20 protein-coding genes and 1 pseudogene are annotated in these 24,567 nt (G+C 58.6%); 15 read left to right on the top strand and 6 right to left on the bottom strand.

What is annotated here, in order from left to right; genetic code table 11:
• Positions 1-78 precede the first annotated feature (78 nt).
• Complete coding sequence (locus ACI77H_RS16545; RefSeq protein WP_407012816.1) at positions 79-954, bottom strand: LysR family transcriptional regulator; 876 nt, start codon at positions 952-954, stop codon at positions 79-81.
• A gap of 112 nt (positions 955-1,066) precedes the next feature.
• On the opposite strand from ACI77H_RS16545, the gene ACI77H_RS16540 reads away from it, so the two are divergent.
• From ACI77H_RS16540 to ACI77H_RS16530, 3 genes are all read left to right on the top strand, one after another.
• A complete protein-coding gene (locus tag ACI77H_RS16540) occupies positions 1,067-2,278 on the top strand; it encodes a YbfB/YjiJ family MFS transporter (RefSeq protein ID WP_407012815.1) in 1,212 nt (403 codons plus the stop codon).
• A 57-nt stretch (positions 2,279-2,335) separates the two neighbouring features.
• Complete coding sequence (locus ACI77H_RS16535; protein ID WP_407012814.1) at positions 2,336-3,334, top strand: NAD(P)H-quinone oxidoreductase; 999 nt, start codon at positions 2,336-2,338, stop codon at positions 3,332-3,334.
• Between the two features lie 138 nt (positions 3,335-3,472).
• Positions 3,473-4,429, top strand: coding sequence for an alpha/beta hydrolase (locus tag ACI77H_RS16530; protein ID WP_407012813.1), 957 nt, complete (start codon positions 3,473-3,475; stop codon positions 4,427-4,429).
• 3 nt (positions 4,430-4,432) lie between these two features.
• Here ACI77H_RS16530 and ACI77H_RS16525 read toward each other — a convergent pair whose 3' ends face one another.
• Together ACI77H_RS16525 and ACI77H_RS16520 are read right to left on the bottom strand one after the other, a co-directional pair.
• Positions 4,433-6,247 (bottom strand): ABC transporter ATP-binding protein, encoded by a 1,815-nt coding sequence (locus ACI77H_RS16525; protein WP_407012812.1) that lies wholly within the window; start codon positions 6,245-6,247, stop codon positions 4,433-4,435.
• A 251-nt stretch (positions 6,248-6,498) separates the two neighbouring features.
• Complete coding sequence (locus ACI77H_RS16520) at positions 6,499-7,506, bottom strand: AraC family transcriptional regulator (protein ID WP_407012810.1); 1,008 nt, start codon at positions 7,504-7,506, stop codon at positions 6,499-6,501.
• A gap of 166 nt (positions 7,507-7,672) precedes the next feature.
• On the opposite strand from ACI77H_RS16520, the gene ACI77H_RS16515 reads away from it, so the two are divergent.
• The 3 genes from ACI77H_RS16515 to ACI77H_RS16505 all read left to right on the top strand — a co-directional run bounded on the left by ACI77H_RS16515 (position 7,673) and on the right by ACI77H_RS16505 (position 9,689).
• A complete protein-coding gene (locus tag ACI77H_RS16515) occupies positions 7,673-8,524 on the top strand; it encodes a 3-hydroxybutyryl-CoA dehydrogenase (RefSeq protein WP_407012809.1) in 852 nt (283 codons plus the stop codon).
• The gene (locus ACI77H_RS16510; RefSeq protein WP_407012808.1) at positions 8,511-9,113 is read left to right on the top strand and encodes a TetR/AcrR family transcriptional regulator; all 603 of its coding nucleotides are present in this window, start codon (positions 8,511-8,513) and stop codon (positions 9,111-9,113) included. The genes ACI77H_RS16515 and ACI77H_RS16510 overlap by 14 nt, the downstream gene beginning before the upstream one ends.
• A 162-nt stretch (positions 9,114-9,275) precedes the next feature.
• Positions 9,276-9,689, top strand: coding sequence for a VOC family protein (locus tag ACI77H_RS16505; protein ID WP_407012807.1), 414 nt, complete (start codon positions 9,276-9,278; stop codon positions 9,687-9,689).
• Between the two features lie 94 nt (positions 9,690-9,783).
• Here ACI77H_RS16505 and ACI77H_RS16500 read toward each other — a convergent pair whose 3' ends face one another.
• Positions 9,784-9,999: a molybdopterin-binding protein gene (locus tag ACI77H_RS16500; RefSeq protein WP_008032823.1), complete on the bottom strand. Its 216-nt coding sequence runs from the start codon at positions 9,997-9,999 to the stop codon at positions 9,784-9,786.
• Positions 10,000-10,389: 390 nt separating this feature from the next.
• Between ACI77H_RS16500 and ACI77H_RS16495 the strand changes: the two genes are divergently transcribed.
• The 8 genes and pseudogenes from ACI77H_RS16495 to ACI77H_RS16460 all read left to right on the top strand — a co-directional run bounded on the left by ACI77H_RS16495 (position 10,390) and on the right by ACI77H_RS16460 (position 19,067).
• Positions 10,390-12,459 carry a type VI secretion system tip protein VgrG gene (locus tag ACI77H_RS16495; protein WP_407012806.1) on the top strand — a complete coding sequence of 690 codons (2,070 nt, stop codon included), beginning with the start codon at positions 10,390-10,392 and terminating at the stop codon, positions 12,457-12,459.
• On the top strand, positions 12,456-13,310 hold the full coding sequence (locus ACI77H_RS16490) for a DUF4123 domain-containing protein (protein WP_407012805.1): 855 nt from the start codon (positions 12,456-12,458) through the stop codon (positions 13,308-13,310). Before ACI77H_RS16495 ends, ACI77H_RS16490 begins: the two co-directional genes overlap by 4 nt.
• Entirely contained in the window at positions 13,307-14,080 is a 774-nt protein-coding gene (locus ACI77H_RS16485) for a hypothetical protein (protein ID WP_407012804.1), read from the top strand. Before ACI77H_RS16490 ends, ACI77H_RS16485 begins: the two co-directional genes overlap by 4 nt.
• 13 nt (positions 14,081-14,093) lie before the next feature.
• A complete protein-coding gene (locus ACI77H_RS16480) occupies positions 14,094-14,888 on the top strand; it encodes a hypothetical protein (protein ID WP_407013075.1) in 795 nt (264 codons plus the stop codon).
• Between the two features lie 13 nt (positions 14,889-14,901).
• A complete protein-coding gene (locus ACI77H_RS16475; RefSeq protein WP_407012803.1) occupies positions 14,902-15,696 on the top strand; it encodes a hypothetical protein in 795 nt (264 codons plus the stop codon).
• Between the two features lie 12 nt (positions 15,697-15,708).
• Positions 15,709-17,898, top strand: coding sequence for a lipase family protein (locus ACI77H_RS16470; RefSeq protein ID WP_407012802.1), 2,190 nt, complete (start codon positions 15,709-15,711; stop codon positions 17,896-17,898).
• Between the two features lie 351 nt (positions 17,899-18,249).
• Positions 18,250-18,587, top strand: a pseudogene (locus ACI77H_RS16465) (DUF6124 family protein).
• A 273-nt stretch (positions 18,588-18,860) separates the two neighbouring features.
• Positions 18,861-19,067 carry a hypothetical protein gene (locus ACI77H_RS16460; RefSeq protein WP_407012801.1) on the top strand — a complete coding sequence of 69 codons (207 nt, stop codon included), beginning with the start codon at positions 18,861-18,863 and terminating at the stop codon, positions 19,065-19,067.
• Between the two features lie 312 nt (positions 19,068-19,379).
• Here the strand turns inward: ACI77H_RS16460 and ACI77H_RS16455 are convergent, their stop codons facing one another.
• Entirely contained in the window at positions 19,380-21,380 is a 2,001-nt protein-coding gene (locus ACI77H_RS16455) for a U32 family peptidase (RefSeq protein WP_407012800.1), read from the bottom strand.
• Between the two features lie 1,053 nt (positions 21,381-22,433).
• Here ACI77H_RS16455 and ACI77H_RS16450 point away from each other — a divergent pair.
• Complete coding sequence (locus tag ACI77H_RS16450; protein WP_407012799.1) at positions 22,434-23,123, top strand: PDZ domain-containing protein; 690 nt, start codon at positions 22,434-22,436, stop codon at positions 23,121-23,123.
• A gap of 188 nt (positions 23,124-23,311) precedes the next feature.
• On the opposite strand, the gene arsJ is transcribed toward ACI77H_RS16450, so the two are convergent.
• The gene (gene arsJ / locus ACI77H_RS16445) at positions 23,312-24,565 is read right to left on the bottom strand and encodes an organoarsenical effux MFS transporter ArsJ (RefSeq protein ID WP_407012798.1); all 1,254 of its coding nucleotides are present in this window, start codon (positions 24,563-24,565) and stop codon (positions 23,312-23,314) included.
• Between the last annotated feature and the right edge of the window lie 2 nt (positions 24,566-24,567).

The following is a 24,567-nucleotide window of genomic DNA, read 5'->3' as shown; positions in this document are numbered from 1 at the left end:
CTCGCCTCGCTCGACAGCTCCAGGCCCACGCAAATCCTTGGAGCTGTCGAGCGAAGCGAGGCGGCGATCTTTCAGCCGTTACTCGCCAGTCCCCGCAAACCCCGCAACAATCTCATCGATCACCACCCGCACCCTCGCGGTATGCCGCAAGTCCGCATGCGTCACCAGCCACACGTCATACGGCACCGGACGCGTGCGCTCCGGCCACAGCCTGACCAGCCCGTCGCGCTCGCCCATGTACACCGGAATTTCCCCCAGCCCGATCCCCGCCGCAATGGCCCGGCGCACCAGCAGTCCCGAACTCAGACTCGAGACGATGCGTCCGCGCCCCAGCGGTTCCGAGACCAGCGTCAGGTCCTTGTTGCCCTGCAAATACGGCTGGTACACCACCAGATCATGCCCCTCGAACGCCGAACCCGGCGCTGGCACACCGTGGGCCTCTACATAGTCTCGGGACGCAAACAAGCCCACCGGCCAACGTGCGATGCGCCGGGCGATCAGGTCCGGATTGTCTGGCCGGGTGTTGCGCACGGCGATGTCGGCTTCGCGCTTCGACAGGCTCAGAATCTGCGTCGAGGCATCCAGTTGCACTCGCACGTCCGGGTGCTGTGCATGCAAACGGGCAATCGCCGGGATCAGGAAATCGATGGCCATGGAGTCCGTGGTGCTGACCCGAACGATACCGGTCAGCCGATCGTCGAGCCCCTGAATCTGGCGCTGCAATTCCAGTGCGGAGTGCTCCATTTTTTCCACGGCGTTCAACGCCGCTTCACCGACGGCTGTCAGCGCGTAACCCTCCGAGGTGCGCAGAAACAGCGTCGCGCTCAAGGACTTCTCCAGCGCCGTGATCCGCCTTCCGACGGTGGCCTGATCGACCCCCAGCACCCGTGCCGCGCCGCGTAACGTCGACTCCCGGCATACGGCCAAAAACACCCTGGCGTCATCCCAATTCATAGCATTCTCCACTGCTGCATATACGCATCACGATAGCGCAAAATCGCTGCGTTACTGCATCAATGAATCTGGATAAGCTGGGCGCCATAGATAAACCCACAGGACGGCTCCCATGCTCAGTAGCTCAACCACTCCGCGCAGCGCGATCTGGCTGCCGATTTTCGCCGGCCTCTGCGCCAGCTTGGTCAGCATCGGCCTGGCGCGGTTCGCCTACACGCCGCTGATTCCGTCGTTGATTCAGGCGCACTGGTTTTCCGCCAGCGACGTGGTGTACCTCGGCGCCGCCAACCTGGTGGGTTACCTGATTGGCGCGCTGATCGGCCATCCGCTGGCCCGTCTAACCTCCAACAAAAGTGCCCTGCGCCTGATGATGCTGGCGGTGACGCTGTCGTTTTTCGCCTGTGGCTTTGCGTTATCGGTGAGCTGGTTCTTCGGCTGGCGTCTGCTGTCGGGCATTGCTGGCGGCGCGATCATGGTGTTGGTGGCCGCGACCGTGTTGCCGCATATGCCGGCATCCCGCCGCGGGCTGGCCAGTGGTGCGATTTTTCTGGGCATCGGTTTGGGTATCGCCGGCTCGGGAACGATTGTGCCGCCGCTGTTGAGCCTGGGTTTGCAGAACACCTGGTTCGGTCTGGGCGCGCTGGCATTGGTGTTGACCGCCGCCAGTTGGTTCGGTTGGCCGTCAGCCACGCACGCGGCCACCGCTGCACCGGCCGCCGAACCATCGACGATGCCGACTGATCCGAACGTTTACCTGTTGTTCGCCCAATACGCGTTCATGGCCGCCGGGCTGGTACCCGCCATGGTGTTTCTGGTGGATTACGTCGCCCGTGGGCTCGGGGCCGGTGCGCATATTGGCTCGCTCATCTGGGTGATGTACGGCCTCGGCGCGATTATCGGGCCGGTGAGTTACGGTTTTCTGGCCGACAAACTGGGCGCACGGTTGAGCATTCGTCTGGTGCTGGCAGTGCAGGCAGTGGCGGTCGGTTTGCTGTCGATTTCCAGTTCCTTCACTGCGCTGGCCTTGCTGGCGGTGATCCTCGGCTCGTTCCCGCCAGGCATCGTGCCACTGGCGTTGGCCCGGGTTCACGAGCTGATCCCGAACCATCATCAGCAGCAGATTGCCTGGAGTCGCGCCACCGTGTCGTTCGCCACGTTCCAGGCGATTGCCGGGTTTGCCTATTCGGCGCTGTTCAATTCCAGTGGCGGGCATCACGCTCTGTTATTCATCATCGCGGCGGGTGCCATTGTCGTCGCCCTGCTGCTGGAACAGGGCATGCGCTTGCTCAATCGTCGCGATCGGCTGCAACCTGTATTGAGCTGAGTCACCGGCGGCTTGACGTGGTCCCACTTACTGCACACTTCCAGACAGGACACTCACATGAATCTGCCCCAAACCATGACCCTGATCGAAATCACCGAACCCGGCGGCCCGCAGGTGTTAAAGCCACGTCAGGAACCCGTGCCAACCCCGGGGCCGGGCGAAGTGCTGATTCGCGTGCACGCCGCCGGGGTCAATCGCCCCGACGTGATTCAACGGGCCGGCCAGTACCCGATGAAACCCGGCATGAGCCCGATCCCGGGTCTGGAAGTGGCCGGCGAAGTGGTGGCGGTCGGTAAAGGTGTCAGCGAATTTATCGTCGGCGACAACGTCTGCGCGCTGACCAACGGCGGCGGCTACGCCCAATACTGCGTCGCGCCGGCCGGCCAGACGCTGCCGATTCCTCAAGGCATGGATTGGGTGCACGCGGCGGCGGTCCCGGAAACCTTCTTTACGGTGTGGGCCAACCTGTTTGAACTGGGCGGCGCCAGCAAAGGTCAGCGCGCATTGATTCACGGCGGCACCAGCGGCATCGGCACGACCGCCTTGATGCTGTGCCGCGAATTCGGCGTCAAGGCCTTCGCCACGGCGGGCAGCGAGGAAAAGTGCGCGGCGATCCGCACGTTGGGCGCCGAAGCGATCAACTATCGCGATCAGGACTTCGCCCAGGTCATCCAGGAGAAAACCGCCGGCAAAGGCGTCAATGTCATTCTCGACATCATGGGCGGCTCGTACCTGAACTCAAACATCGCGGCGCTGGGCATGGAAGGTCGACTGGTGATGCTGGGCTTTCTCGGCGGCGCCCATGCCAAGGACGTCGACCTGTTGGCGATCATGAGCAAACGCGCCATCGTGACGGGCTCGTTGCTGCGCCCACGTAGCGTGGAAGAAAAAACCTCGATTGCCGAGCAGTTGCGCGAGTACGTGTGGCCGGTGCTCGCTGCCGGGCGCTGCCAGCCGATGATCGACAAGGTCTATCCGTTGGCCGAGGCGGCGCAGGCTCATGCGCGGATGGAGGGTGGCGAGCACATTGGCAAGATTGTGTTGCGGGTGGATTGATCCGCAATGGGAGCGCCCCCCTGCAGGAGCAAGCTTGCTCCTGCAGGGGAGGCTGGTGAACGACTGTCGAATTATTTCCCGCCGCCAACTCGCTTCTGTTAAAAACCGGACTTCAGTTTTTTGCCCATGGACCACCCAATGCCCTCCTCCCTGCTCACCCGTCTGCGCCGACGCTGGCTGCCCTTGTTGTGCATGGCCGCGCTGGTCGTTGGCGTGCCAGCGAGTTGCGGCGTGCTTGAGCACACCGAGCGCGAGTTGCTGTTCCGTATCGAACCGGGCACGGCGGGCTGGTATCGCGGTTTGCCGAAGGACGTTCAAGAGTTCGACATCACGCCCGTCAACTTCAAAGGCGGGCAGAACCTGCACGCGTGGTGGTGGCCGGCCGCGCGTCGTGATGCGCCGTCGATCCTCTATCTGCACGGTGTGCGCTGGAACCTCACCGGCCAGGCGTTTCGCATCGAACAATTGCGCGCCATGGGCTATTCCGTCCTGGCCATCGACTACCGCGGATTTGGTCAGAGCAAAGGCGATCTGCCGTCGGAAGCCAGCGTGTATGAAGACGCACGAGTTGCCTGGGACCGCTTCACAACGCTGCAACCGGACGCCAGCAAGCGCCTGATCTATGGTCATTCCCTCGGCGGCGCGGTAGCCATCGACCTCGCGGCAGACCTGGCGGCGCAGGCGAAAAAGGACCATGTCACCGTCCCGGTACGCGGTCTGGTGATCGAATCCACGTTCACGTCGCTGGGCGATGCCGTGGCGCAAGTGGCTGAAAGCAATCTGCCGGTGAAATGGCTGCCGGTACGCTGGCTGCTGTCGCAGAAATTCGATTCCATCGACAAAATCGTCGACATCGACATGCCATTGCTGGTGGTGCATGGCCTGGCTGATACATTCATGCCCTCGCGGTTCAGCCAGCAGTTGTTCAACGCCGCCAGCGAACCCAAGCGCCTGTTGCTGGTGCCGGGTGGCACGCACAACAACAGCATGAGCCTGGGCGGCACCCAGTATCGCCAGGCACTTGAAGGCCTGCTGAAAGCAAATCCGCCACAAATGGCCGGGCCGGCACTGTCTCGCGGTTCTCAGGACTCCTGACGTTTAGCGATAACCTTGCGCCTGCAAGTTGAACAATTGCGCGTAACGCCCGCCCGCGGCCAACAGGCTGGCGTGATCGCCGCGCTCAAGGATCGCGCCCTGATTCAGCACGATGATGTGGTCGGCATTGCGCACGCTGGAAAAACGGTGGGAAATCAGCAGCGTCATACGGCCTTCGGTGTGCTCGCTGAAATGCTCAAACACCGCCGCTTCCGCCGCCGGATCGAGGGCTGAGGTCGGCTCATCCAGAATCAGGATATCGGCGTCACGGCGCATGTAAGCGCGGGACAAGGCAATCTTCTGCCATTGCCCGCCGGACAGTTCCTGCCCCCCGGCAAACCAGCGCCCCAATTGCGTGGCATAGCCGCGATCCAGGCGCTCGATGAAAGGCGCGGCCATGCCCTCGGCGGCGGCCGTCTGCCAACGCTGTTCATCGTGGAACGCCAGGGTGTCACCGACGCCGATGTTCTCGCCCACAGAGAACTGGTAGCGAATATAGTCCTGGAAAATCACGCCGATACGCCGACGCAGCGCATCTTCTTCCCACGCCTGCAAATCGCTGCCGTCCAGCAGGATGCGGCCCTGATCGGGACGGTACAGACGGGTCAGTAACTTGATCAGGGTGGTCTTGCCCGAACCGTTCTCACCCACCAGCGCCAGGCTGTGCCCCGGCAGGAGGTGCAGATCAATGCCCTCCAGCGCCGCACTGCTCGCGCCCGGATAGCGGAACCCGACGTTCTCGAACCGCAAACCATCGCCAGGCAGCGCGCCCTCGGTGAGATGACCGGCATCCACAACAACGGGTTCAGCCAGATATTCATAGAGGCTCGACAGATAAAGCCCATCTTCGTAGAGCCCACTGATGGCGCTCAAGCTGCTGCTCACCGCCGTTTGCCCTTGCTTGAACAACACCAGGTACATGGTCATCTGGCCGAGGGTGATGCTGCCGTGGACCGTGTCGACCACCACCCACGCATAGGCCAGATAAAACGCGCCCGTGCCCAGCAAGCCCAACACAAAACCCCAGCCATCGCGGCGCAAGGTCAGCCGGCGGTCTTCAGCGTAAAGACGGGCGAACGTGTCGCGATAACGCTTCAGCAGCAGCGGCGCGAAGCCGAACAGCTTGACCTCTTTGATGTAGCCCTCGTGGGACAGCAGCGTCTCGATGTAACTCTGCTGGCGACTCTCCGGTGCACGACGGGTGAACAGCCTGAACGCATCCCCGGAAAAATGCGCTTCGGCAAAAAACACCGGCAACGCGCCGACTACCAACAGCACCAGCGCCCACGGCGAAAAATGCACCAGCAACACACCGAAACTGATCAGCACGATCAGGTTCTGGATCAGCCCCAGCGATTTCATCACCAGCGCCAATGGCCGGGTCGACGCTTCGCGCCGCACTCGCACCAGCTTGTCGTAGAACTCGGAATTCTCGAACTGCACCAGCGACAATGTCTGGGCCTTCTCCAGAATCATCGTGTTGACCTTCTGCCCCAACTGCACTCGCAACAGCGATTGCTGAACCGACAACGCCCGCTGGGTCCCGGACAGCAACGCGAGCACACCGGCTTCGAACAGCACGTAACGCAGCACCGGCCACAACGGTGCACTGCCCTCTTGTGCATGCAATTGCATGGCGAAGACCACTGCATCGACAATGCGCTGGCCGAGCCAGGCAGCCAATGCCGGGAGTACACCGGCGATCAGGGTTGCCAGCACCAGGCCCAGAAACAACCCGCGAGAAGTGGCCCAGACAAGGAGCAAGGCGCGTCTGGCCTGGTCGAGCAATGAAGTGATACGGGAAAGGGCCATTGGCATGTTTATCTGTCACGAATCCCTGTCTCGATGAAAAAGCACTGAACCACTCGCAAGGTAACGGCTTTTGAGTGGTAACTTCCAGTTTCCTCAGCAACGCATGAAGCTTGTCGCTGTTAGTGACGTGGCACGAAACAAATCCCGTCACCACCGCAATCACGGCTGACCATAAAGCTTCCGACTTCTGGTTCCACGAAAATCTCATACAGACAACAGACCAATCAGATCAAAACGCCATCTGACTCCCACGTTATCTACCCCAAAAACCGCGTCCGATACCGCCCAGGGCTCTCCCCCGTCCACTTCTTGAATGCTCGGTGAAACGCACTTGGCTCCTGAAACCCCAACTGTTCGGCAATATCGCCAATGCTCGCGTTGCTCAGCCGCAATTGTTCAAACGCAACCCCGCGTCGCACTTCGTCCTTGATCTCCTGATACGAACAGCCTTCACGTTCCAGTTTTCGCCGAAAAGTACTGGGGCTCAGGTGCTGCTCCAGGGCGAAAGCCTGCAAGGTCGGCCATTGGCTGTAATGACTGTTGCGCAAACGCTGATGAACCTGTGACGCAAGGCCATGCTGGTTGCGGAAACGGATCACCAACCATTGCGGCGCAGTGCGTAGAAACACTTTAAGCGAAGCCAAATCCTGAACCACGGGCAGGCGCAGGTAGTGGCTGGCGAATTCGATTTCGGTGCGTTCGGCACCAAACGTCAGATTGGGCCCCCAGAGCAAACGGTCATCGCTTAGGGACACGCGCTCATGGCGGAAGTCCGCACGATCGATGGGGATGCGCCGCCCACCCAGCCAGCACAGCAGGCTGATCATCAACACCAGAAAAGTCTCTTCGCCCAAGCGTGCGACGTCGTCGTTTTGCGCGTGAGTCTCCAGGCTGATGACCGCACGCTTGCCGCGCACCGCCAGCGTGCCGCGAAAGTCGCGCAGGAACAGGGAGAAGTTGCTCAGGCACTGGTGCATGGCTTTATGCAGGTCGGGCTCCTGAATCAATGCGCGGCAGATCAACGCAAAGCCGCCCGGTGGCATGCCGTGCGAGTCGAGCCCGAAGAACTCGTCGTTGAGCTCGCGGATCTGGATCAGCCACAACGCGGCAAAGGCACTGGCCGGTACGCGCGCCACTGGCTGCTCGAGCAACGCGGGGTCGATACCCGCCTGTTCCAGCGCCGCCCCGAGCCGCTGCGGATTGTCCCCCAGCCCATGGATCATCGCCTGCACAAAGTAGGCGGCTACCGAGTCCTTTTCCCGCATCTGAACGCTTCGCTCCCCATCATCCGAATGGCTAAAAACACCAGCACCGTTGAACAGTTTCGGCATAGGACAACCGCCCCGCCGGTTCTAGACTCGCGGCCAATAGTACGCCTTCGGCCGCAACGGCGGCCAAGGTATCGCAGGGTTTGATCGCAAGGACAGGTGTATGAATCTGCAAAACATTGGCGTGATCGGCGCGGGCACCATGGGCAACGGTATTGCACAAGTCTGTGCCCAGGCCGGCTTCAACGTGACCTTGATCGATATTTCCGAGAGTGCATTGCAGAAGGCTGTTGCGACCGTCGGCAAAAACCTCGATCGGCAAGTTGCCAAGGACACGCTGACGGAAGTTGAAAAGTTCGCCGCACTCGACAGGATCCGCACCAGCACCGACTACAGCAGCTTGCACAACGTGCAACTGGTGATCGAAGCCGCCACCGAAAACCTCGACCTGAAACTGCGCGTGCTGCAACAGATCGCCGCGCAGGTCAGCACTGAATGCGTGATTGCCTCCAATACGTCGTCGCTGTCGATTACCCAACTTGCTGCCAGTGTCAGCCAGCCTGAACGATTCATCGGCCTGCATTTCTTCAACCCGGTGCCGGTGATGGGCCTGATCGAAGTGATCCGCGGCCTGCAAACCAGCGACGCGACCCACACGCTGGCGCTGGACATGGCCACCACCCTGGGCAAAACCGCGATCACCGCCGGTAACCGTCCAGGCTTTGTGGTCAACCGGATTCTGGTGCCGATGATCAACGAAGCGATCCTGGTGTTTCAGGAAGGCCTGGCCAGCGCCGACGACATCGACGCCGGCATGCGCCTGGGCTGCAACCAGCCCATCGGCCCGTTGGCGCTGGCGGACTTGATCGGCCTGGACACCGTGCTGGCGATTCTTGAAGCCTTCTACGACGGTTTCAACGACAGCAAATACCGCCCGGCGCCACTGCTCAAGGAAATGGTCGCCGCAGGCTACCTGGGACGCAAAACGGGGCGTGGCTTCCATGCCTATGCCTGAGCGTTGCTCACGTTTCGCCGAATACCGCGACAAGGTGCTGGAACTGTTAGCCAGCAAGGGTTTCGGTCAGGTCGGCATGCGTGAGCTCGCGACGTGCCTGGGGCTCGCCCCGGGCTCGTTGTATCACCATTACCCCAGCAAACAGCACTTGCTGCTCGACCTGATCGAGGAGTTCTACGAAGAACTGTTGGCAACCCTGGGGCGCATCGAGCAAAAGGCTTCGGCAAAACGCGACAGGTTAAACAGCCTGATCCGCGCGCACCTGAATCTGCATCAGGAAATGCCCTGGCATTTTCGCCTGGCGGAACGCGACAGTGGTTGCCTGAGTGACGAACAGCAGGCACGCGTTCGGCAGTTGCGCGAACAGTACGAACGCAAATTGCTGCTGATGCTCGGGACCAAATCCCGTCTCAGCGAACAGGCGCAACCGGCCGCCGGACACGCCATCGCCAACCTGCTCAACAGCGCGCCCGGCTGGCTGGCGCAACATGCACTGGATGAGCACGAGCGAGACGAGCTGCTGGAAAACCTCGTCGGTGGGGCCATTGAGCGTTTACTGCGCCCGTCGGTTCCTCGCGCAGCAGCCTGATGCGCGATTGCGGGAAGCCATAAGCCGCGCCGCCGCAATAGGAAAAACATCTAAACCAATCTTGCCAATTCCCACCTCTAACGCTTTGCTATGGAGTCCAACTGCCGTAGAGCCGGAGTGAATCCCGCCGCCCTCTGCCTCCTTTTGCACCGGGAGTAAAACATGAAAATCAATCCCTACCTGATCTTCAACGGCGACTGCAAAGCCGCCTTCACCTTCTATGCCCAAGCCCTGCAAGGCCAGCTCGACGTCATGATGACGTTCGGCGAAAGCCCGGCGCGTGAGCACTTTCCAGCGGACCTGCACAACCTGATCATCCACACCCGTCTGTCGGTGGGCGACCAGGCGATCATGGGCTCGGACACCACACCTGACCGCCCCACGGATGACATGGCCGGTTGCTCGGTGTCGCTGAATGTCGACAGCAGTGCCGAGGCGGAACGAGTCTTCAGCGCACTGGCGCAAGACGGCAGCGTGCAAATGCCGCTGGAAGCGACCTTCTGGGCCGCGCGCTTCGGGATGCTGGTCGACCGCTTTGGCGTGTCGTGGATGGTCAATTGCGAAAAAGATCAGTGAACCTGACGGCATGCAAAAGCCCAACCTGGATCGCGCGCAAGGCCTATGACCTGATTCGCGCGAGCCAGGGCTTGTCGTTTTCTTGAACGTCGATTCAGAGCTTGGCAATCGAGACCTCGGTGGATTTGACGAAGGCGATGACTTCGCTGCCCACCCTCAATTCAAGATCACGCACCGAGCGGGTGGTGATCACCGAGGTGACAATCCCTGAAGCGGTTTGCACATCGATTTCCGAGACCACTTCGCCTTCGACGATTTCCTTGATGACGCCCTTGAACTGGTTGCGGACGTTGATCGCTTTGATGGTCATGATACGGCTTCCTGTGTGATGTCGAACGCATCCGAACGGATGTGCAGGCACTCAAAGTGCACCTCTCGAAATGACATTAAAAGGAATAAATAATTATCTATTTATATCTTTTGGAAATATAAGACCCGCCGGTACGATTGGGTCACACCAAACCTGTAGGAGCCCGGCTTGCCGGCGATGACCATCTCAAATCCTCCTTCACTGGCAAGCCAGTCAGGTATGCAACGTCACTTTGGGAACCGTCTGACATCAATTCCCAGGCACCCTTGATAGCCTCACACAAAACCCGGCTACGGGACGTTCTGTTGTGATCTGGCCAAGGAAGGTCATTTACGCGTGTTGCATCAACGTCCCGGAGCCTGTGCCACGTCACAGGAAAAGGAACCCTGGATGGTTAATGCAAACCCTCACGCCCGCTTCAGCCTCACGATCGACGACGTGCAACATGACCTTCAGGTGCTCAGGTTCACCGGCAAGGAATTCATCAGCCAGCCATACGCCTTTGAGATTGAACTGGTCAGCGACAGGCGCGACCTGAGTCAGCACGACCTGCTGAACACGCTGGCCTTCCTCGCCTTCAATCACGCTGGCGATGGCATTCACGGACAAATACAGGGTGTGAGCAAAGGCAGTCTCGGCAATGGACTGACCCGCTACAGCGTGACGCTGGTGCCTCGACTGGCGTACCTGGAGCACCGCATCAATTGCCGCATTTTCCAGCAAATGACCGTCCCGCAAATCATTGCGCAGGTGCTGGAAGACCACGGCATCCATCGTGATTTTCACCAGTTTCAACTGGGCAGCGTTTACACGGTTCGTGAGTACTGCGTTCAGTATCAGGAGTCCGACAAAGCATTTATAGAACGCCTCTGCCAGGAGGAAGGGCTGCACTATCACTTCCAGCACAGCCGCGAAAAACACGTAATGGTATTTGGCGACGACCAGACCGTGTTTCCCAGGCTCGACCGGCCGACCCGCTATAAACACGACAACGGCATGGTCGCCGAAACGCCGGTGATCAACCACTTTGACGTACAGGTGCAAGCCGGCACCAGCCGCACCACGCGCCGCGATTACGACTTCAAGAAAGCGCGGATTTTACTCGAGGCCGAGAGCAGGTCTGATGTTTCCCGAACTCAGCCGGATCTTGAGGATTACCACTACCCCGGTCGTTTCATTCAGCGTGACCGTGGCAAGTTGTTGAGTCGGCGCGCACAGGAGCGTCACGGCGCCGAATGCCGTGTGGCGCGGGGTAAAAGCGATCAACCGGCGTTGCTCTCCGGGCACTTCCTGCCATTGGCTGAACACCCGGACGAAGAATGGAACGACCTGTGGCTGCTGACCGAAATCGAGCATGAAGGGGCGCAGCCGCAAGTCCTGCAACAGTACGCGGCCTACACGGGCACCAGCGTTGAAAGCGGCTTTCAGGGTTATCGCAACCAGTTCCTCGCCACGCCCTGGGAGGTGATCTATCGCTCGCCGCTGACCCACCCCAAACCGCGCATTGCCGGTGTTCAAAGCGCCGTGGTCACCGGTCCGAAAGGCGAAGAAATCCACTGCGACGAGTACGGTCGGGTCAAGGTGCAATTCTTCTGGGATCGCGAAGGTCGCAACGACGATAAAAGCAGCTGCTGGCTACGAGTCTCCTCCCTCCTGGCCGGCAACGCCTTTGGCGGCATCGCCCTGCCGAGAGTCGGCATGGAGGTCCAGGTCAGCTTTCAGGACGGTGACCCTGATCATCCCGAAATCATCGGGTGCCTCGCCAACAGCGCCAATCCGGTGCCCTACGAATTACCCGCCAACAAAACCCGAAGCGTCTTCCGCTCCAGCAGCTCGCCCGACAGCACGGGGTTCAGCGAACTGCACGTTGAAGACCGCGCTGGCCAGGAATTGATTTACCTGCGCGCCCAGCGGGACATGGAACAGCGAATAGAAAACGACAGCCACCTGGAGGTCGGCAACGAGCTGCGCACCACCGTCAAGGGCGACAGCGTTACCGTGCTGCACGCCACGGAACACCGCACCACCCGCGGTGATCGGCACACGCAACTCCAGGCCAACGATTACCTGCAAGTTGCCGGCAACAGCCACACCCATGTTGATCAAACGCTGGCTTTTAGTGCTGGCCGGGCCGTTGTTATTGAAGCCGATCTGATCATTTTGAAAGCCGCAACCAAGGTCTTGATCGAAGGCGGTGGTGAACATTTACAAGTAGGTGGCGGCGGAATATTCGGCAGCAGCGCCTTCCAGATCGGTGGCGCCCCGATGCACGTGCCAGCCGCCTCAGTCGCTGCGCCTCGGTCAGTTGATGGCTTGTCTGTGCCACCTGAACTACCGCCCATGCTCGCGTCTTCCCAGCCCGCACGGATGACGGAAAGCAACGCGTTGGCGGCGGACTTCTGTCCGATCTGCGAAGCCTGCCGAGATGGCGTCTGCCCAACGCAAGGAGCCGCCGCATGATCAACACATTCCCCCGCCAATGGATGAACGAACAGCGCCGCTCGGGCCATGAAGTGTGCCTGGTGCTGGATCCGCAGAACGAGCGCGAAACCCGTCAGCTGCTGTTGAAGTCCAGTGAACATGACCAATACCTCAGCGTCTACAACGCAACGACGCTTGCGAACCTGGCCGATGCCGGTCCGTTTATGTTCACCCTGGAACAGTCCGGCGACAGACGGCTCGACGCCCTGCTGGATCATCCCGAGCGCAACTGGGGCAGGCTCGCGAGCGTGGAAAAAGGCGCCTTGCGTGGGTTGGTCAATCACTGGCAAGAGCGATTGATTGTCGGGACGCGTCCCTATCAGGCGCTGTACCGCTTTCACGACAATCGAGTGCTGAACCGAGCGCTAAAACATCTGCCAGCCGAAGAATATCCGGCCTTTCTTGGGCCGGCGATCAGCCTCTGCTACTGGGACGGCGCAACGTGGAACACAACTCACAACCCCGCCCCCGACACGTATCCCGTACCCGACAACCCACTCTGGTTGCGCATACCCCAGCCCCAACCGCAGGCCTCTGAAATTCGCCGGCTCAACGCCCATCGCTACTTGTTGGCCGAGCATGTTGAGGCTTACGCCAATGTCGCCGAAGTGCATGAACCTGATACGTGGTTGCGTGAGCGTTTGACCCTGGCGGATGCGTGGGGGTGGGTAGCGCCGGAGCAGTTGCAATTTCTGCTGATTCAGAGCCTGCAGGCGCCGGGGTTTACGTTGCCGCCGGAGTGGGAGGTGCGGGGAAATGAGAGCCCGACGGAGCACTTTGAACGGGTGCAGCACTGGGTGGGGTTTTGGCGAGGGGATGTGCCGATATGAAGCGGATATCGAGTATTGCAGGGGTGGTTTGTTGTATGGCGTTGGTCGCGGGTTGCTCTACCGGGCAGCCGAATACATTCACTTTCACCGCCGACTTACCGCCCTACTTTGCCTATAAGGCAATCGCCGAATATGTGCCCGCCAAAGGTGAAACCTGCTCCGTACCGGGGGGAAGGAATACGGCCGTCGGGTACAACATGAAGTGGCGTGAAAGTTACACGCCGAATTCTGAAATCGCCATCTATCGGACAGTCAGTGGCTGTCCGCTGGTGATCAGGCGCATCAAGCTGGATATCAACGCTTCGTATTGGACACATCGGGGGGATTTCGGTGGGGATAGTGCAATGGTCATCGTCCGCGATGATCTGGAGGAAGAGTACAAAGGCACGTTCAGTGACGCCGGCGAAAGCACTTTCTATGGCCATTGTCAGTGGCTGTTTCGCACTTCAGGTGCGCAGCGACGCATAGTCAAAATCCTTGACTGCAAAACAGCGAACGCCCGAGGAGAGCCGGAGCGTGGCCACCCAGTTTCGGGGCACAGCCTCGATCAGCTACCGGGTAAGACCGTGAAGATGAAGATTACGTTGGCTGGCGAGGAAAGACCTTATATGAGCGATACCTGGGTAAAACTTCCCAAAGGTTGGAAGCGCTGTATGGGAGACAACTTTGAAGACCAATACGCCTTTTGCTTCGGCAACTTCAAAGACTTCAGCAGTTTCCGGATGCCGGATGGAAGGCAATGCACCATTTACCCGGACTGCACAGAATAAGGACATTAATTACATGCCATTCTTTTCTTCGCAGAAGAAGTTACTGTTGAAAATTTCTACTTTGAGTTGCTGCATCACATTAATCACCGGCTGTGCAAAGAGCCCGCCGAATACATTCACCTTCACCGCCGATTTACCGCCTGATTTTGCCTACCAAGCCGTCGCCGTATACGTGCCCGCCAAGGGCGAAACCTGCACCGTGCAGGGGGAAAGAAATACGGAAGTTGGGTACAACATGAAGTGGCGTGAAAGTTACACGCCGGACTCCGAAATCGCTATGTACAGGACAGTCAGTGGCTGCCCGCTGGTGATTTGGAAAATTGATCTGGAAATCAATTCCTCCTACGGCACAGCACGAGGCGATTTCGGTGGGGATTTTGCAACTGTAGTCATTCGCAATAAGGTGGAAGACGAATACAGGAGCACTTTCGACGAAACGGGGAAAAGTGCCTTTCACGGTCAATGTCAGTGGCTGTTTCGCACCTCAGGCAAGCCTCGCATCCTCAGAAAAATTCTTGACTGCAAAGCCGCTGATGCACAGGGAAAGCCGGATCAGGGTCATCCGTTTTCGGCATACACGCTCGACCAGCTTTCAGGCAAGACCGTGAAAATGAAGATCAAGTTGGCCGACGTAGAGCGACCCGCCATTGCGGACACCTGGGTCAAGGTACCTAACGGGTGGAAACGCTGCATAGGCGACAACTTTGAAGACCAATACGCGTTTTGCTTCGGGAATTACAAAGATTTCAGCACCTTCAAAATGGTGGATGGACGCGTCTGCACTATTTATCCCGGCTGCACGGAATAAGGATATTAATCACATGCCGTTCTTTTCTTCGCAGAAGAAGTTGCTGTTGAAACTTTCTGCTCTGAGTTGCTGCATCACATTAATCACCGGCTGCGCCAAGAATCAGCCGAACACATTCACTTTCACCGCCGACTTACCGCCCGAATTTGCCTACAAGGCCATCGCCGAGTATGTGCCCGCCAAAGGTGAAACCTGCACCGTGCCAGGCGGAAGAAATACGGCCGTCGGGTACAACATGAAGTGGCGTGAAAGTTACACGCCGAATTCTGAAATTGCCATGTACCGAACAGTCAGTGGCTGTCCGCTGGTGATCAGGCGCATCAAGCTGGATATCAACGCTTCGTATTGGACACATCGGGGGGATTTCGGTGGGGACAGCGCAATGGTCATCGTCCGCGATGATCTGGAGGAAGAGTACAAAGGCACGTTCAGTGACGCCGGCGAAAGCACTTTCTATGGCCATTGTCAGTGGCTGTTTCGCACTTCGGGTGCGCAGCGACGTATTGTCAAAATCCTTGATTGCAAAGCAGCGAACGCCCGAGGCGAGCCGGAAAGTGGCCACCCAGTTTCGGGGTACAGCCTCGATCAGCTACCGGGTAAGACCGTGAAGATGAAGATTACGTTGGCTGATAAGGAGCGCCCCGCCATTCGCGACACCTGGGTCAATGTGACTGGCGGCTGGAAACGCTGCATGGGAGACAACTTTGAAGACCAATACGCCTTTTGCTTTGGAAACGAAAAGGACTTCAGCAGTTTTCGCATGCCGGACGGACGCCAATGCACCATTTACCCGGGCTGCAAAGAATAAGGAGAATTTGAAATGACGTCATTGGATAAAGAGTTGGAATCACGCTTGAGCAGTCGCGTGCTCGCCTGTCCGTTACAAAGCAAATGGAGCACTTTTCAGCTGGTCAATGAATTCGGATCAGGTGAGCCTTACGCTGGCTTAGCTTTTACAGCGACTGACTCGGAAGGCATTAAATACAGCGGCCACTTGGATATTACTGGTACAGCCACAATCACAAATCACTCTGCAGGGCCTGTAGCAGTTTTGCTCAATCAACCGTACGAAGGTAGTGAAAAAAACTATGTTTTTCTACAGGCAAGACCTCACTACCCGCTCAAAATCACTGAACTTCAAGTCCGAGCCGAACAAACCCGCTATTTGAATCAAAATTCAACCCGCACCCGGACAAACCCGGCACAAGCCTGTGCGGATGAGTTCCTCCAAGTAGAAGTACGTCACTTGGTGAAGCACGTTTCCCACCTGCCGCCCGAGGTCTATCGTCATTATCCCCATAGCCCGAACCGAGCGAGAACCATGGGGGAACATGGAAAGCTCGGTGTTGCGCTGATGCCCCTTAAACACACGGTTCTTGAAGTGCGGCCTCTGCGAGCGTTACGCCCAATGCTGTCGACCGACCCGGAGTTTTGTGCGCTGAATCTCTACCAGCTCGCGTTGATGGCTACGCTGAGTTATTGCCCTTTCGGGCAGCAGCCTGACGGTCATCCGGTAAAAACGACAACCGTGACCTTCCCTATACAACCCAGCGTGGGGAATTGGTTCGGCGATGCGCTGGCCAAGTCTGATGAGTTGTGGCGTGTCGATGCCGCGCAAAAACAAGCCTTCTACCCACTGTATGAGGACGTGCCTTACTCCAAACGCCTGGAAATCGTGCCTTTCGATCCAGGCCTCTATGAGGTCAACAAACTCAAGCAAGATGGCGATCAGGAACATCCTGCAAAAATTCACTTTCTCGATGACAGGACGCTTGGGGCTGACGCGACTGATACCCAAGCGTTCATTACTCACAACGATGAACTGATACTGATCGCGGTACGTGGCACTTATGAACTTCTAGCGGATGGACTACGCGATGCAGATGCACTCCAAGTGCCGTTTGAAGACACAGACAGCAAAGTGCATCGAGGTTTCTATGAATCCGCGCAAACTGCCTACGAGTTCGTCGTTAACTATCTCGAAAAATTTTACGCCGGACAGAAGCTCATGATTTGCGGCCACAGCCTCGGTGGCGCGGTGGCATTGATCCTCTCGGAAATGCTGCGTCGTCGCCCGGGCTTCGACTACACCCTCCAGCTCTACACCTACGGCGCCCCCCGTGCAGGCGATGCCAATTTCGTCGCCGGCGCGAAGGACCTGGTCCATCACCGCATCGTCAACCACAACGACCCGGTGCCGAGCGTGCCGGGCACTTGGATGGACACCAAGGCCGATGTGTTCGGGACGGGGTTGGCGTTGACGTTTGTCAACGTGCCGCTCGGGTTGTCGGTGTTTTTTGCGGGCATCACGAACTGGACGGGCGAGCCGTATGATCACCATGGTTCGTTACGGCATTTCATGCCGGTGGAATTTGAGCGTGGGATAAAGTCCGCGATCCTGTGGGAACCCGGCTGCGACACTATCACCCAACATGCGGCTTGCAGCTTGGCGATTCAGCAGAAAAACGGGTTGCCCCATCGGCCGCCATTACTGGCGCAGATCTTCCAGGCCGGAAATCACCTAATGGCCGGCGGATATGTTCCGGCGTGTTGGGCGGTTCTGTTGCGGTGGCAGCAAGCGCACGAGAAAAAGCGTTCGCGGGTGACGGATCTTGAGTTTGATCGGGTCGCGAATTCGCTGGCACGAATCACCACACAGTTGCGTGAGATAGAACGTAGTTTATCGGCGCGTTCGGAGGCTTATGCGCGCAGCCAGGAGAACAACATCCGAGCACTCGGCCTGGAAAAAAGCAGGGTCGCAATCACAGTCGATCGTTTGAAACGCGTGCGTGAAGAGAGGGTGACCGCACACGCGCTTTACGGGTCGCGGCTGGAACAGCCTGAGCAACTGAAGGCTAACGTGGCGCGCTGGCTGGCTCATCCTGAGAACAAGGTTAAAGACCCGTTCGCCATGGCGCCGGAGGACCCTGAGGGGGACGCGCTGATGAGTTCAATCTATGGGCGCACTATCGGCGCGCCATACACGCTGGATATCGATTCGATCTGTTAAACACGCCTGTGTTTAAAAGCCTCGCCGGTAACTTCGCGAAAGCTACAGCGCCTTGCGTCATTGCCTACGGGTACGCCAGAATCCGCCGGCTTGTGCGCCTTGGGCCCGGGTTCTATCGTTGGTCGGTCGCTGAAAAACAGTGATCGGGTTTGGTAGCCCGGATCTTCCAGGCGCATCGCGCCACCTTTTGCAGAGCTGTTTCATCTCTGCTCCTTGATGGTGGCCATGCGCGGGGCGTCTTCGAACGCGCCGGGTTCCTGGACCGGTCTACCAACCTGCGTATGGCTGCCACCCATTCGTTTGGTAGCGAGGGGGTGATGGCTCCTCATTTACATCCCAGGAGTTTCATCAATGATCAAACCAACACCCAATCCCCCGGAAGCAGAGCCCCTCGAAAACCTCGATTCCGAAAACCTCCACCAAGACCCCGACCGCGTCCCCTCCCATGCCGACATCCGTGCCACCCCGCGCACACCCAGCACGATGTACACCCTCGATCCACACATCAACACCGAAGACCTGCTGGGACACGCTTGCGAATCACTGGCCTCAGCCCATGTCATGACCATGGATCTGGCGGACCGTACGCACGGGCCGAGTCGCAATACCCTGCTGGGCATTGCCCAAGTGATCATGCTGGGCGAACTGAACGTGAACCGGGCGCTGGATCACTCGATCCGGTCGAGTAATCGCTGTCCTGTGGCGAGGGCGTACCCCCTCGTCACGGCCACTGATCGAATCACTTGATCCGATAATGAAAGGCATTGCGCACCGCCGGCACCCTACAAGTGTCACCATTCGTCGCTTATGCTGACACGACAAAGAATTGCCGCGGCCCCTGGCGCAGGGATTGCAAACGCCGGTCGTAGCCGCCTGGGAACGACGTAATTCTGACGCGGCAACTATCAAATCAATGTTACGGACGCCAGCCCTGCGCTGGGTCTTTTACCCGGAGATGTAACGTGTCAACTCTCAATGAAATCGCAGCGAACCACGCGAAAATGGCGAAAAAACTGGCGGGAGAGTCGACCGAAATGTGTGAGCGACTTCCGCTGGTAGTGGGCGGTTTCGAGGTTTCGTCCGTTGACGAGCCACCGCACATTGCGCTGCATCTCATCGCCGCCGCACAGGACAACCCGCCAGGGCTGGCTGCGGGTTATTTGCTCTGATAGTGCGCTAGCCGACAAATGAAAAACCACGCATTACGCGTAATGCCGTTCACCTTGGGGCCGCAGTGTCAGGTGCACGCATTCCCCCTGTAGAAGCTGGCTTGCCGACGATCGCGGAGGGTCAGTCAACCTGTTTATTGACTGGACGGACGCCATCGCCAGCAAGCTGGCTCCTACAGGTGAAGGTGTGCGAGAGAACAAACGCGTACGCCTCGGCCATTCAGCAGGGCCAGGGCCATTTACGGCTCAAATACCTATGGGTCGGCGTGGTGCCGGGGTTGCTGCTCTCGGGTCTGCTGGCTAGCCTACCTTTCAGTGGGGCGCGCGAGGAATCGTCTTGAGCAGATCTTCAGGGCTGATGTAACCGACGACCGGCTCGGCGACGCTGCCCGGTAGCGGCAGGTCAAGGATGTGCCCCTTGATCTTGCCGATCACGTGCATTTCGCAAGGTTTGCAGTCGAACTTCAACGTCAGCACCTCATCACCGTGCACCAGTTGCATCGGCGCGACTTTGGTGCGAACGCCGGTGACACCTTTGGCCTGTTTGGGGCAGAGGTTGAAAGAGAAGCGCAGGCAGTGCTTGGTGATCATCACCGGCACCTCGCCGGTTTCTTCGTGGGCCTCGAAGGCTGCATCGATCAACTTGACGCCGTGACGGTGATAGAAATCGCGGGCCTTCTGGTTGTAGACGTTGGCCAGGAACGACAAGTGCGATTCCGGGTACACCGGCGGCGGGTTGGTTTCTGCCTTGCGGCCACCCCGTGGATGGGCCAGCAGACGGGCCGCGGTCAACGCTTCGATCACTTCCCGACGCAAGGCTTTGAGCTGCGAGTTGGGGATGAAGAACGCCTGGGTTGCCTCCAGTTTGATGGCGGTGGCGTGGTAGTCGGTGGTGCCCAGTTGACCGAGCAGATCACGCAGTTGCTCCAGGGCCTGCTCCGGCTTGTTGGCCAGACCGAACGGGCCGTCGAGCGACAGACTGGCGCTGACGCCCTCCTCGCTGGTGGCGGTCAGTTGCAGGCGATGCTCGTCAAGTCGCGCCACCCAGGCCAGGCCGATGCGACGTTCAGCAGAGGTTTTCTGCAAGGCTTGCTGCCAGTTATGGTCCAGGTTGCGGCTCAGTGGATGGTTGGGCCGCAGCTTGTACATCCCTTCCGGCATTTCGTTGGGCTCGACACGGTAGCGATAGCGCTTCTGGCCGTCTTCGAGGAACTCACCCTTGGGCTCGGCGATGTTGGCGCGAAAACCGACGACCTCGCGCTTGATCTGCACATTGAGACCGTCGCCGTTGGACAACGGATCGGAGGTCACCACCTGCAAGTCACGCTTGCCAACCTTCTCCACCACACCCACCGGCAAACCCGTGAACGTCGGTGAATCGAAGGCACCGATGTCGACCTTGCGCTCGCTGACAAAGTAGTCGGTGCTGCCACGGTGGAAGGTCTTGTCCGGGTCAGGCACGAAGAAATGCGCGGTGCGGCCACTGGACGCTCGGGCCAGATCCGGTCGATCTTCAAGAACATCGTCCAGGCGCTGGCGGTAGTAGGCCGTGATGTTCTTCACATAGCCCATGTCCTTGTAGCGCCCTTCGATCTTGAACGAGCGAACGCCGGCTTCCACCAACGCGCGGATGTTGGCGCTCTGGTTGTTGTCCTTCATCGACAGCAAGTGTTTTTCGTAGGCGACGACGCGGCCCTGGTCGTCCTTGAGGGTGTACGGCAAACGACAGGCCTGTGAACAGTCGCCACGGTTGGCGCTGCGACCGTTCTGTGCGTGGGAGATGTTGCACTGGCCGGAGAATGCGACACACAACGCGCCATGGATGAAGAATTCGATCGCCGCATCGGTCTCGTCGGCGATGGCGCGAATTTCTTGCAGATTCAGCTCGCGGGCCAGTACCAGTTGGGAGAAGCCTGCCTGGTCAAGAAACTTCGCCCGTGCCAGGGTGCGGATGTCGGTCTGGGTGCTGGCGTGCAGCTCGATCGGCGGGATATCCAGCTCCATCACGCCCAGATCCTGGACGATCAACGCATCGACCCCGGCATCGTACAGCTGGTGGATCAGCTTGCGGGCCGGCTCCAGCTCATTGTCATGCAGGATCGTGTTGATCGTGGTGAACACCCTGGCGTGGTAGCGCCGGGCGAACTCCACGAGCCGGGCGATTTCGCTCACCTCGTTGCAGGCGTTGTGGCGCGCACCGAAGCTCGGGCCACCGATATAAACGGCGTCGGCACCATGCAGGATGGCTTCGCGGGCGATGCTCACGTCACGAGCGGGGCTGAGCAGTTCCAGGTGATGTTTAGGCAGGGACATATTTTTTTATCTGGTTTGTCACGGTCGAGGCACGCATTGTAGCGGCCAAATGCTTGACCGGCACCCGTGGCTGCCAAGCGGGAGCACCTGCTTGCATTCAATCATGCGTCTACTTTGATACTTGAAATGATGGCTGGTTGCCGTTCCTGGTGGCGGCCTTCAACAGTAAGGGCGCAAGTCGTGCGGGCTCTACAGAAGGTCTGACAATGCCCAAATAGCAACCGGACACTGCTACTGGAACCGCTGCCGACATTGAAAGATCTATCCAGGCCCTGAACAAGATCCGAACGCCTCTGGGGTGCCGCCGAGGTATCCATCACCGAATCCGGCCGAGCCTCGGGCCTTTTCGTTTCCGGTGGTAGACGAAATACTGTCGAATAGCCAAGATGGCATTTTGCCTCCAGCCTGAACGCAGCCGGGGCGCGGGACGTCTCCTCGCACTTGCTACAAACCAATTAACCAAAGGGCCTATTGGATACGCTACTTCTCGAATCAAAGAAGAGGCCGGAACGCTCGCTGTCAATGGAGCGGTATACGTGGCGCAGAGAGTGGCGCGGGCTCCAGATTCTACGATCGGAACAGGAATGAAGAGCGCTGCATCAGCCGCAGGCCTAAGCGATACAGCCTCGAACGTCACTGCAAACCTGGCGACTCCGGCGATCAATAGCGTTGCACTCCGCGCTCTGGCATTCACGCCACTGGGTGCGCCCGTCGCCGCCGTAGCCGGCGCAGTGTCTGCATTCAAATTATTGAAAAAGCTCGTCGATTAGTCCCGATCATCCTGAAAAAGCCCGGCTTAGAGTCGGGTTTATCGCTCCCACCCCTTCCCTGAACAAGTCTGACAATCTCTGACATATACAAAAATAAGGCGAATTGCCATGATGCCTCCAGTCAGGAATGCATATCGCCGTCACCCAGGGGAATTCAATGCTTGCGAACATATCGAAGTCAGTCCGTTGTTTAGCAGCAGTCTCCTGTTTTGCAGGCATCAGTGGTTGTGCGTCCGACTATGGAGTCGGCGACTTGGCCACGTTAGGCGCAATAGGAGGGTCGATGATGCCAGGCGTCGATTCGTCGACCGTGATGGCCTTAGGTGCAGTTGCAGCCGGGTCTATGGTCGTTGCGCCAATCCTTAGTGATGACTCGGACACGGCGACCGCTGCATCGCCAGCCGTTGCTGCGCCAACGATGACGCCAGGTGTTCCAGTTACCTTCGCCACCGCAAACACAACTGCAGCTACGCCCATTCAGGGATCGACGCTGGAAGACTTTTTGGCCAGAGAGAACGTTTCGGCGTATCAGGGTCGCTCATGTGATTACTTACATATTTCCCTATCTGATGCGGACAAGCTAATTGCCTCATCATCCGACCCCATAGCCCCCAAAGTCGGGCAGGCGAAGAAATCCGTTGTGACGCAGGTGATGCAGGGCAAAAACTGCCCGGCACTGTCACCGTTGCCAGGGCGCATAGGGGCCGTCATTCAAACGATTGACCCGGTAAAAGCGCCAAAGCTCAAACTTCCATCGACGGGTGTATGGGTCGACGCTGTATCACCTGGAAGTAATGCACAAAAAGCAGGGCTATCACGGGGTGATGTTGTTGTGGCAATCAACAATTCACCCGTAGACGATTCCGTCGAGCTTCGGCTAGCCCTTGGGCAATCACCCATCGGTTCTACAGTCACACTTAAAGTCTGGCATGCACAACGGTTTTACGATGCGCCTGTTCTGATAGGTCAATAACGGGCTAGGAAACCGCAACTGCTTTACAAGCTTGCCAATGGGTTTGCCCCCACCAGCAGAGCCAATGGAAACAATCGACCACTCTGCCACCCTCTACCCGAAATGAAAACGCCACTCGGTCTCCAGCCGTCAGCCCTGTCAGCGGATCTTCTATTCCAGAAAGGGCGATGGTCATCGGCGCCCATTGCTCATGCGTATGGGTCATTCTTCCCGACGTCGTTAAGTAGCGACGCAGAATGCCTGGGCAGGCCTATGGAGATTAAGGCTGCGAGTAGCACGAATGCGCTCGATATCCACAAGCACGCACCCAGCCCATGCACTTGATAAACCCAGCCAGAGAGCACCGTGCCGATCAGTCGTCCCATGGCGTTGGACATGTAATAAAAACCCACATCCAGCGACACACCGTCTTCCTTGGCGTAGGAGACGATCAGGTAACTGTGCAGCGACGAATTCACCGCGAACAGCGCACCAAAGACCATCAATCCGCCGAGCAGCACCACCTGTTGTGACAGCCCGGTATTCAGCCCGAGAGCCATTGCCGCAGGCAGGCCCGCCAGTGCAAGTGCCCACAGAAATGCCGCGCGACCATCCGGTACATGCCCACGTTTCTTGCCGGTGAAGTTGGGCGCGAAGGACTGCACGATGCCGTAGCCAATCACCCAGGCAGCAAGGAAGCCGCCAACCTTCCAGAAGTCCCAACCAAAGACGCTGCTCAGGTACACCGGCAAGGCCACCACAAACCAGACATCGCGGGCCCCGAACAGGAACATCCGCGCTGCTGAGAGGATATTGATCGCCCGGCTCTTGGACAGGATGTCGCGAAATTTTGGCTTGGCTTTGGACTTGCCCAGGTCCTTTTTCAACAGAATCAAGCTGCTGATCCAGATCAGCGCCAGGACACCCGCCATGGCCAGCAAGGCGCCTTTAAAGCCAATCAATGCCAGCAAGGCTCCGCCGAGAAAGAAGCCGACACCCTTGAGTGCGTTCTTCGAGCCGGTGAGAATCGCCACCCACTGGTAGAGCTTGCCCTGTTGCCCATCCGGAACCAGAAGCTTGATCGAGCTTTTGGCGCTCATCTTGTTCAGGTCTTTGGCGATCCCCGACAACGCCTGAGCGCCCATCACCCATGGAATGGTTAGCCAGACGACAGGAACCGTCAGCATCAGCAGCGCCGCGACCTGGATGCCCAGCCCGATGTTCATCGTTCGGTTCAAACCCAGCCGGGCGCCGAGGTAGCCACCCACCAGGTTGGTGATCACGCCAAAGAGTTCGTAGAACAGGAACAACGCCGCGATTTGAAGGGGGCTGTAGCCCAACGCGTGAAAATGCAGCACCACCAACATGCGCAAGGCGCCGTCGGTAAGCGTGAAGGCCCAGTAGTTGCCCGTCACAAGCAAGTACTGCCGCACTTGCGGAGCGAGGGCTGACAACACGTTCATGA

It is taken from the genome of Pseudomonas sp. O230 (assembly GCF_045447035.1).
In the GTDB taxonomy this organism is placed as follows: domain Bacteria; phylum Pseudomonadota; class Gammaproteobacteria; order Pseudomonadales; family Pseudomonadaceae; genus Aquipseudomonas.
This window is presented reverse-complemented; position numbering and strand designations above follow the sequence as displayed.

Coding starts and splice junctions, on each gene's coding strand:
- ACI77H_RS16545 (WP_407012816.1), bottom strand. CDS start 954: ATGAATTGGGATGACGCCAGGGTGTTTTTGGCCGTATGCCGGGAGTCG.
- ACI77H_RS16540 (WP_407012815.1), top strand. CDS start 1,067: ATGCTCAGTAGCTCAACCACTCCGCGCAGCGCGATCTGGCTGCCGATT.
- ACI77H_RS16535 (WP_407012814.1), top strand. CDS start 2,336: ATGAATCTGCCCCAAACCATGACCCTGATCGAAATCACCGAACCCGGC.
- ACI77H_RS16530 (WP_407012813.1), top strand. CDS start 3,473: ATGCCCTCCTCCCTGCTCACCCGTCTGCGCCGACGCTGGCTGCCCTTG.
- ACI77H_RS16525 (WP_407012812.1), bottom strand. CDS start 6,247: ATGCCAATGGCCCTTTCCCGTATCACTTCATTGCTCGACCAGGCCAGA.
- ACI77H_RS16520 (WP_407012810.1), bottom strand. CDS start 7,506: ATGCGGGAAAAGGACTCGGTAGCCGCCTACTTTGTGCAGGCGATGATC.
- ACI77H_RS16515 (WP_407012809.1), top strand. CDS start 7,673: ATGAATCTGCAAAACATTGGCGTGATCGGCGCGGGCACCATGGGCAAC.
- ACI77H_RS16510 (WP_407012808.1), top strand. CDS start 8,511: ATGCCTATGCCTGAGCGTTGCTCACGTTTCGCCGAATACCGCGACAAG.
- ACI77H_RS16505 (WP_407012807.1), top strand. CDS start 9,276: ATGAAAATCAATCCCTACCTGATCTTCAACGGCGACTGCAAAGCCGCC.
- ACI77H_RS16500 (WP_008032823.1), bottom strand. CDS start 9,999: ATGACCATCAAAGCGATCAACGTCCGCAACCAGTTCAAGGGCGTCATC.
- ACI77H_RS16495 (WP_407012806.1), top strand. CDS start 10,390: ATGGTTAATGCAAACCCTCACGCCCGCTTCAGCCTCACGATCGACGAC.
- ACI77H_RS16490 (WP_407012805.1), top strand. CDS start 12,456: ATGATCAACACATTCCCCCGCCAATGGATGAACGAACAGCGCCGCTCG.
- ACI77H_RS16485 (WP_407012804.1), top strand. CDS start 13,307: ATGAAGCGGATATCGAGTATTGCAGGGGTGGTTTGTTGTATGGCGTTG.
- ACI77H_RS16480 (WP_407013075.1), top strand. CDS start 14,094: ATGCCATTCTTTTCTTCGCAGAAGAAGTTACTGTTGAAAATTTCTACT.
- ACI77H_RS16475 (WP_407012803.1), top strand. CDS start 14,902: ATGCCGTTCTTTTCTTCGCAGAAGAAGTTGCTGTTGAAACTTTCTGCT.
- ACI77H_RS16470 (WP_407012802.1), top strand. CDS start 15,709: ATGACGTCATTGGATAAAGAGTTGGAATCACGCTTGAGCAGTCGCGTG.
- ACI77H_RS16455 (WP_407012800.1), bottom strand. CDS start 21,380: ATGTCCCTGCCTAAACATCACCTGGAACTGCTCAGCCCCGCTCGTGAC.
- ACI77H_RS16450 (WP_407012799.1), top strand. CDS start 22,434: ATGATGCCAGGCGTCGATTCGTCGACCGTGATGGCCTTAGGTGCAGTT.
- arsJ (WP_407012798.1), bottom strand. CDS start 24,565: ATGAACGTGTTGTCAGCCCTCGCTCCGCAAGTGCGGCAGTACTTGCTT.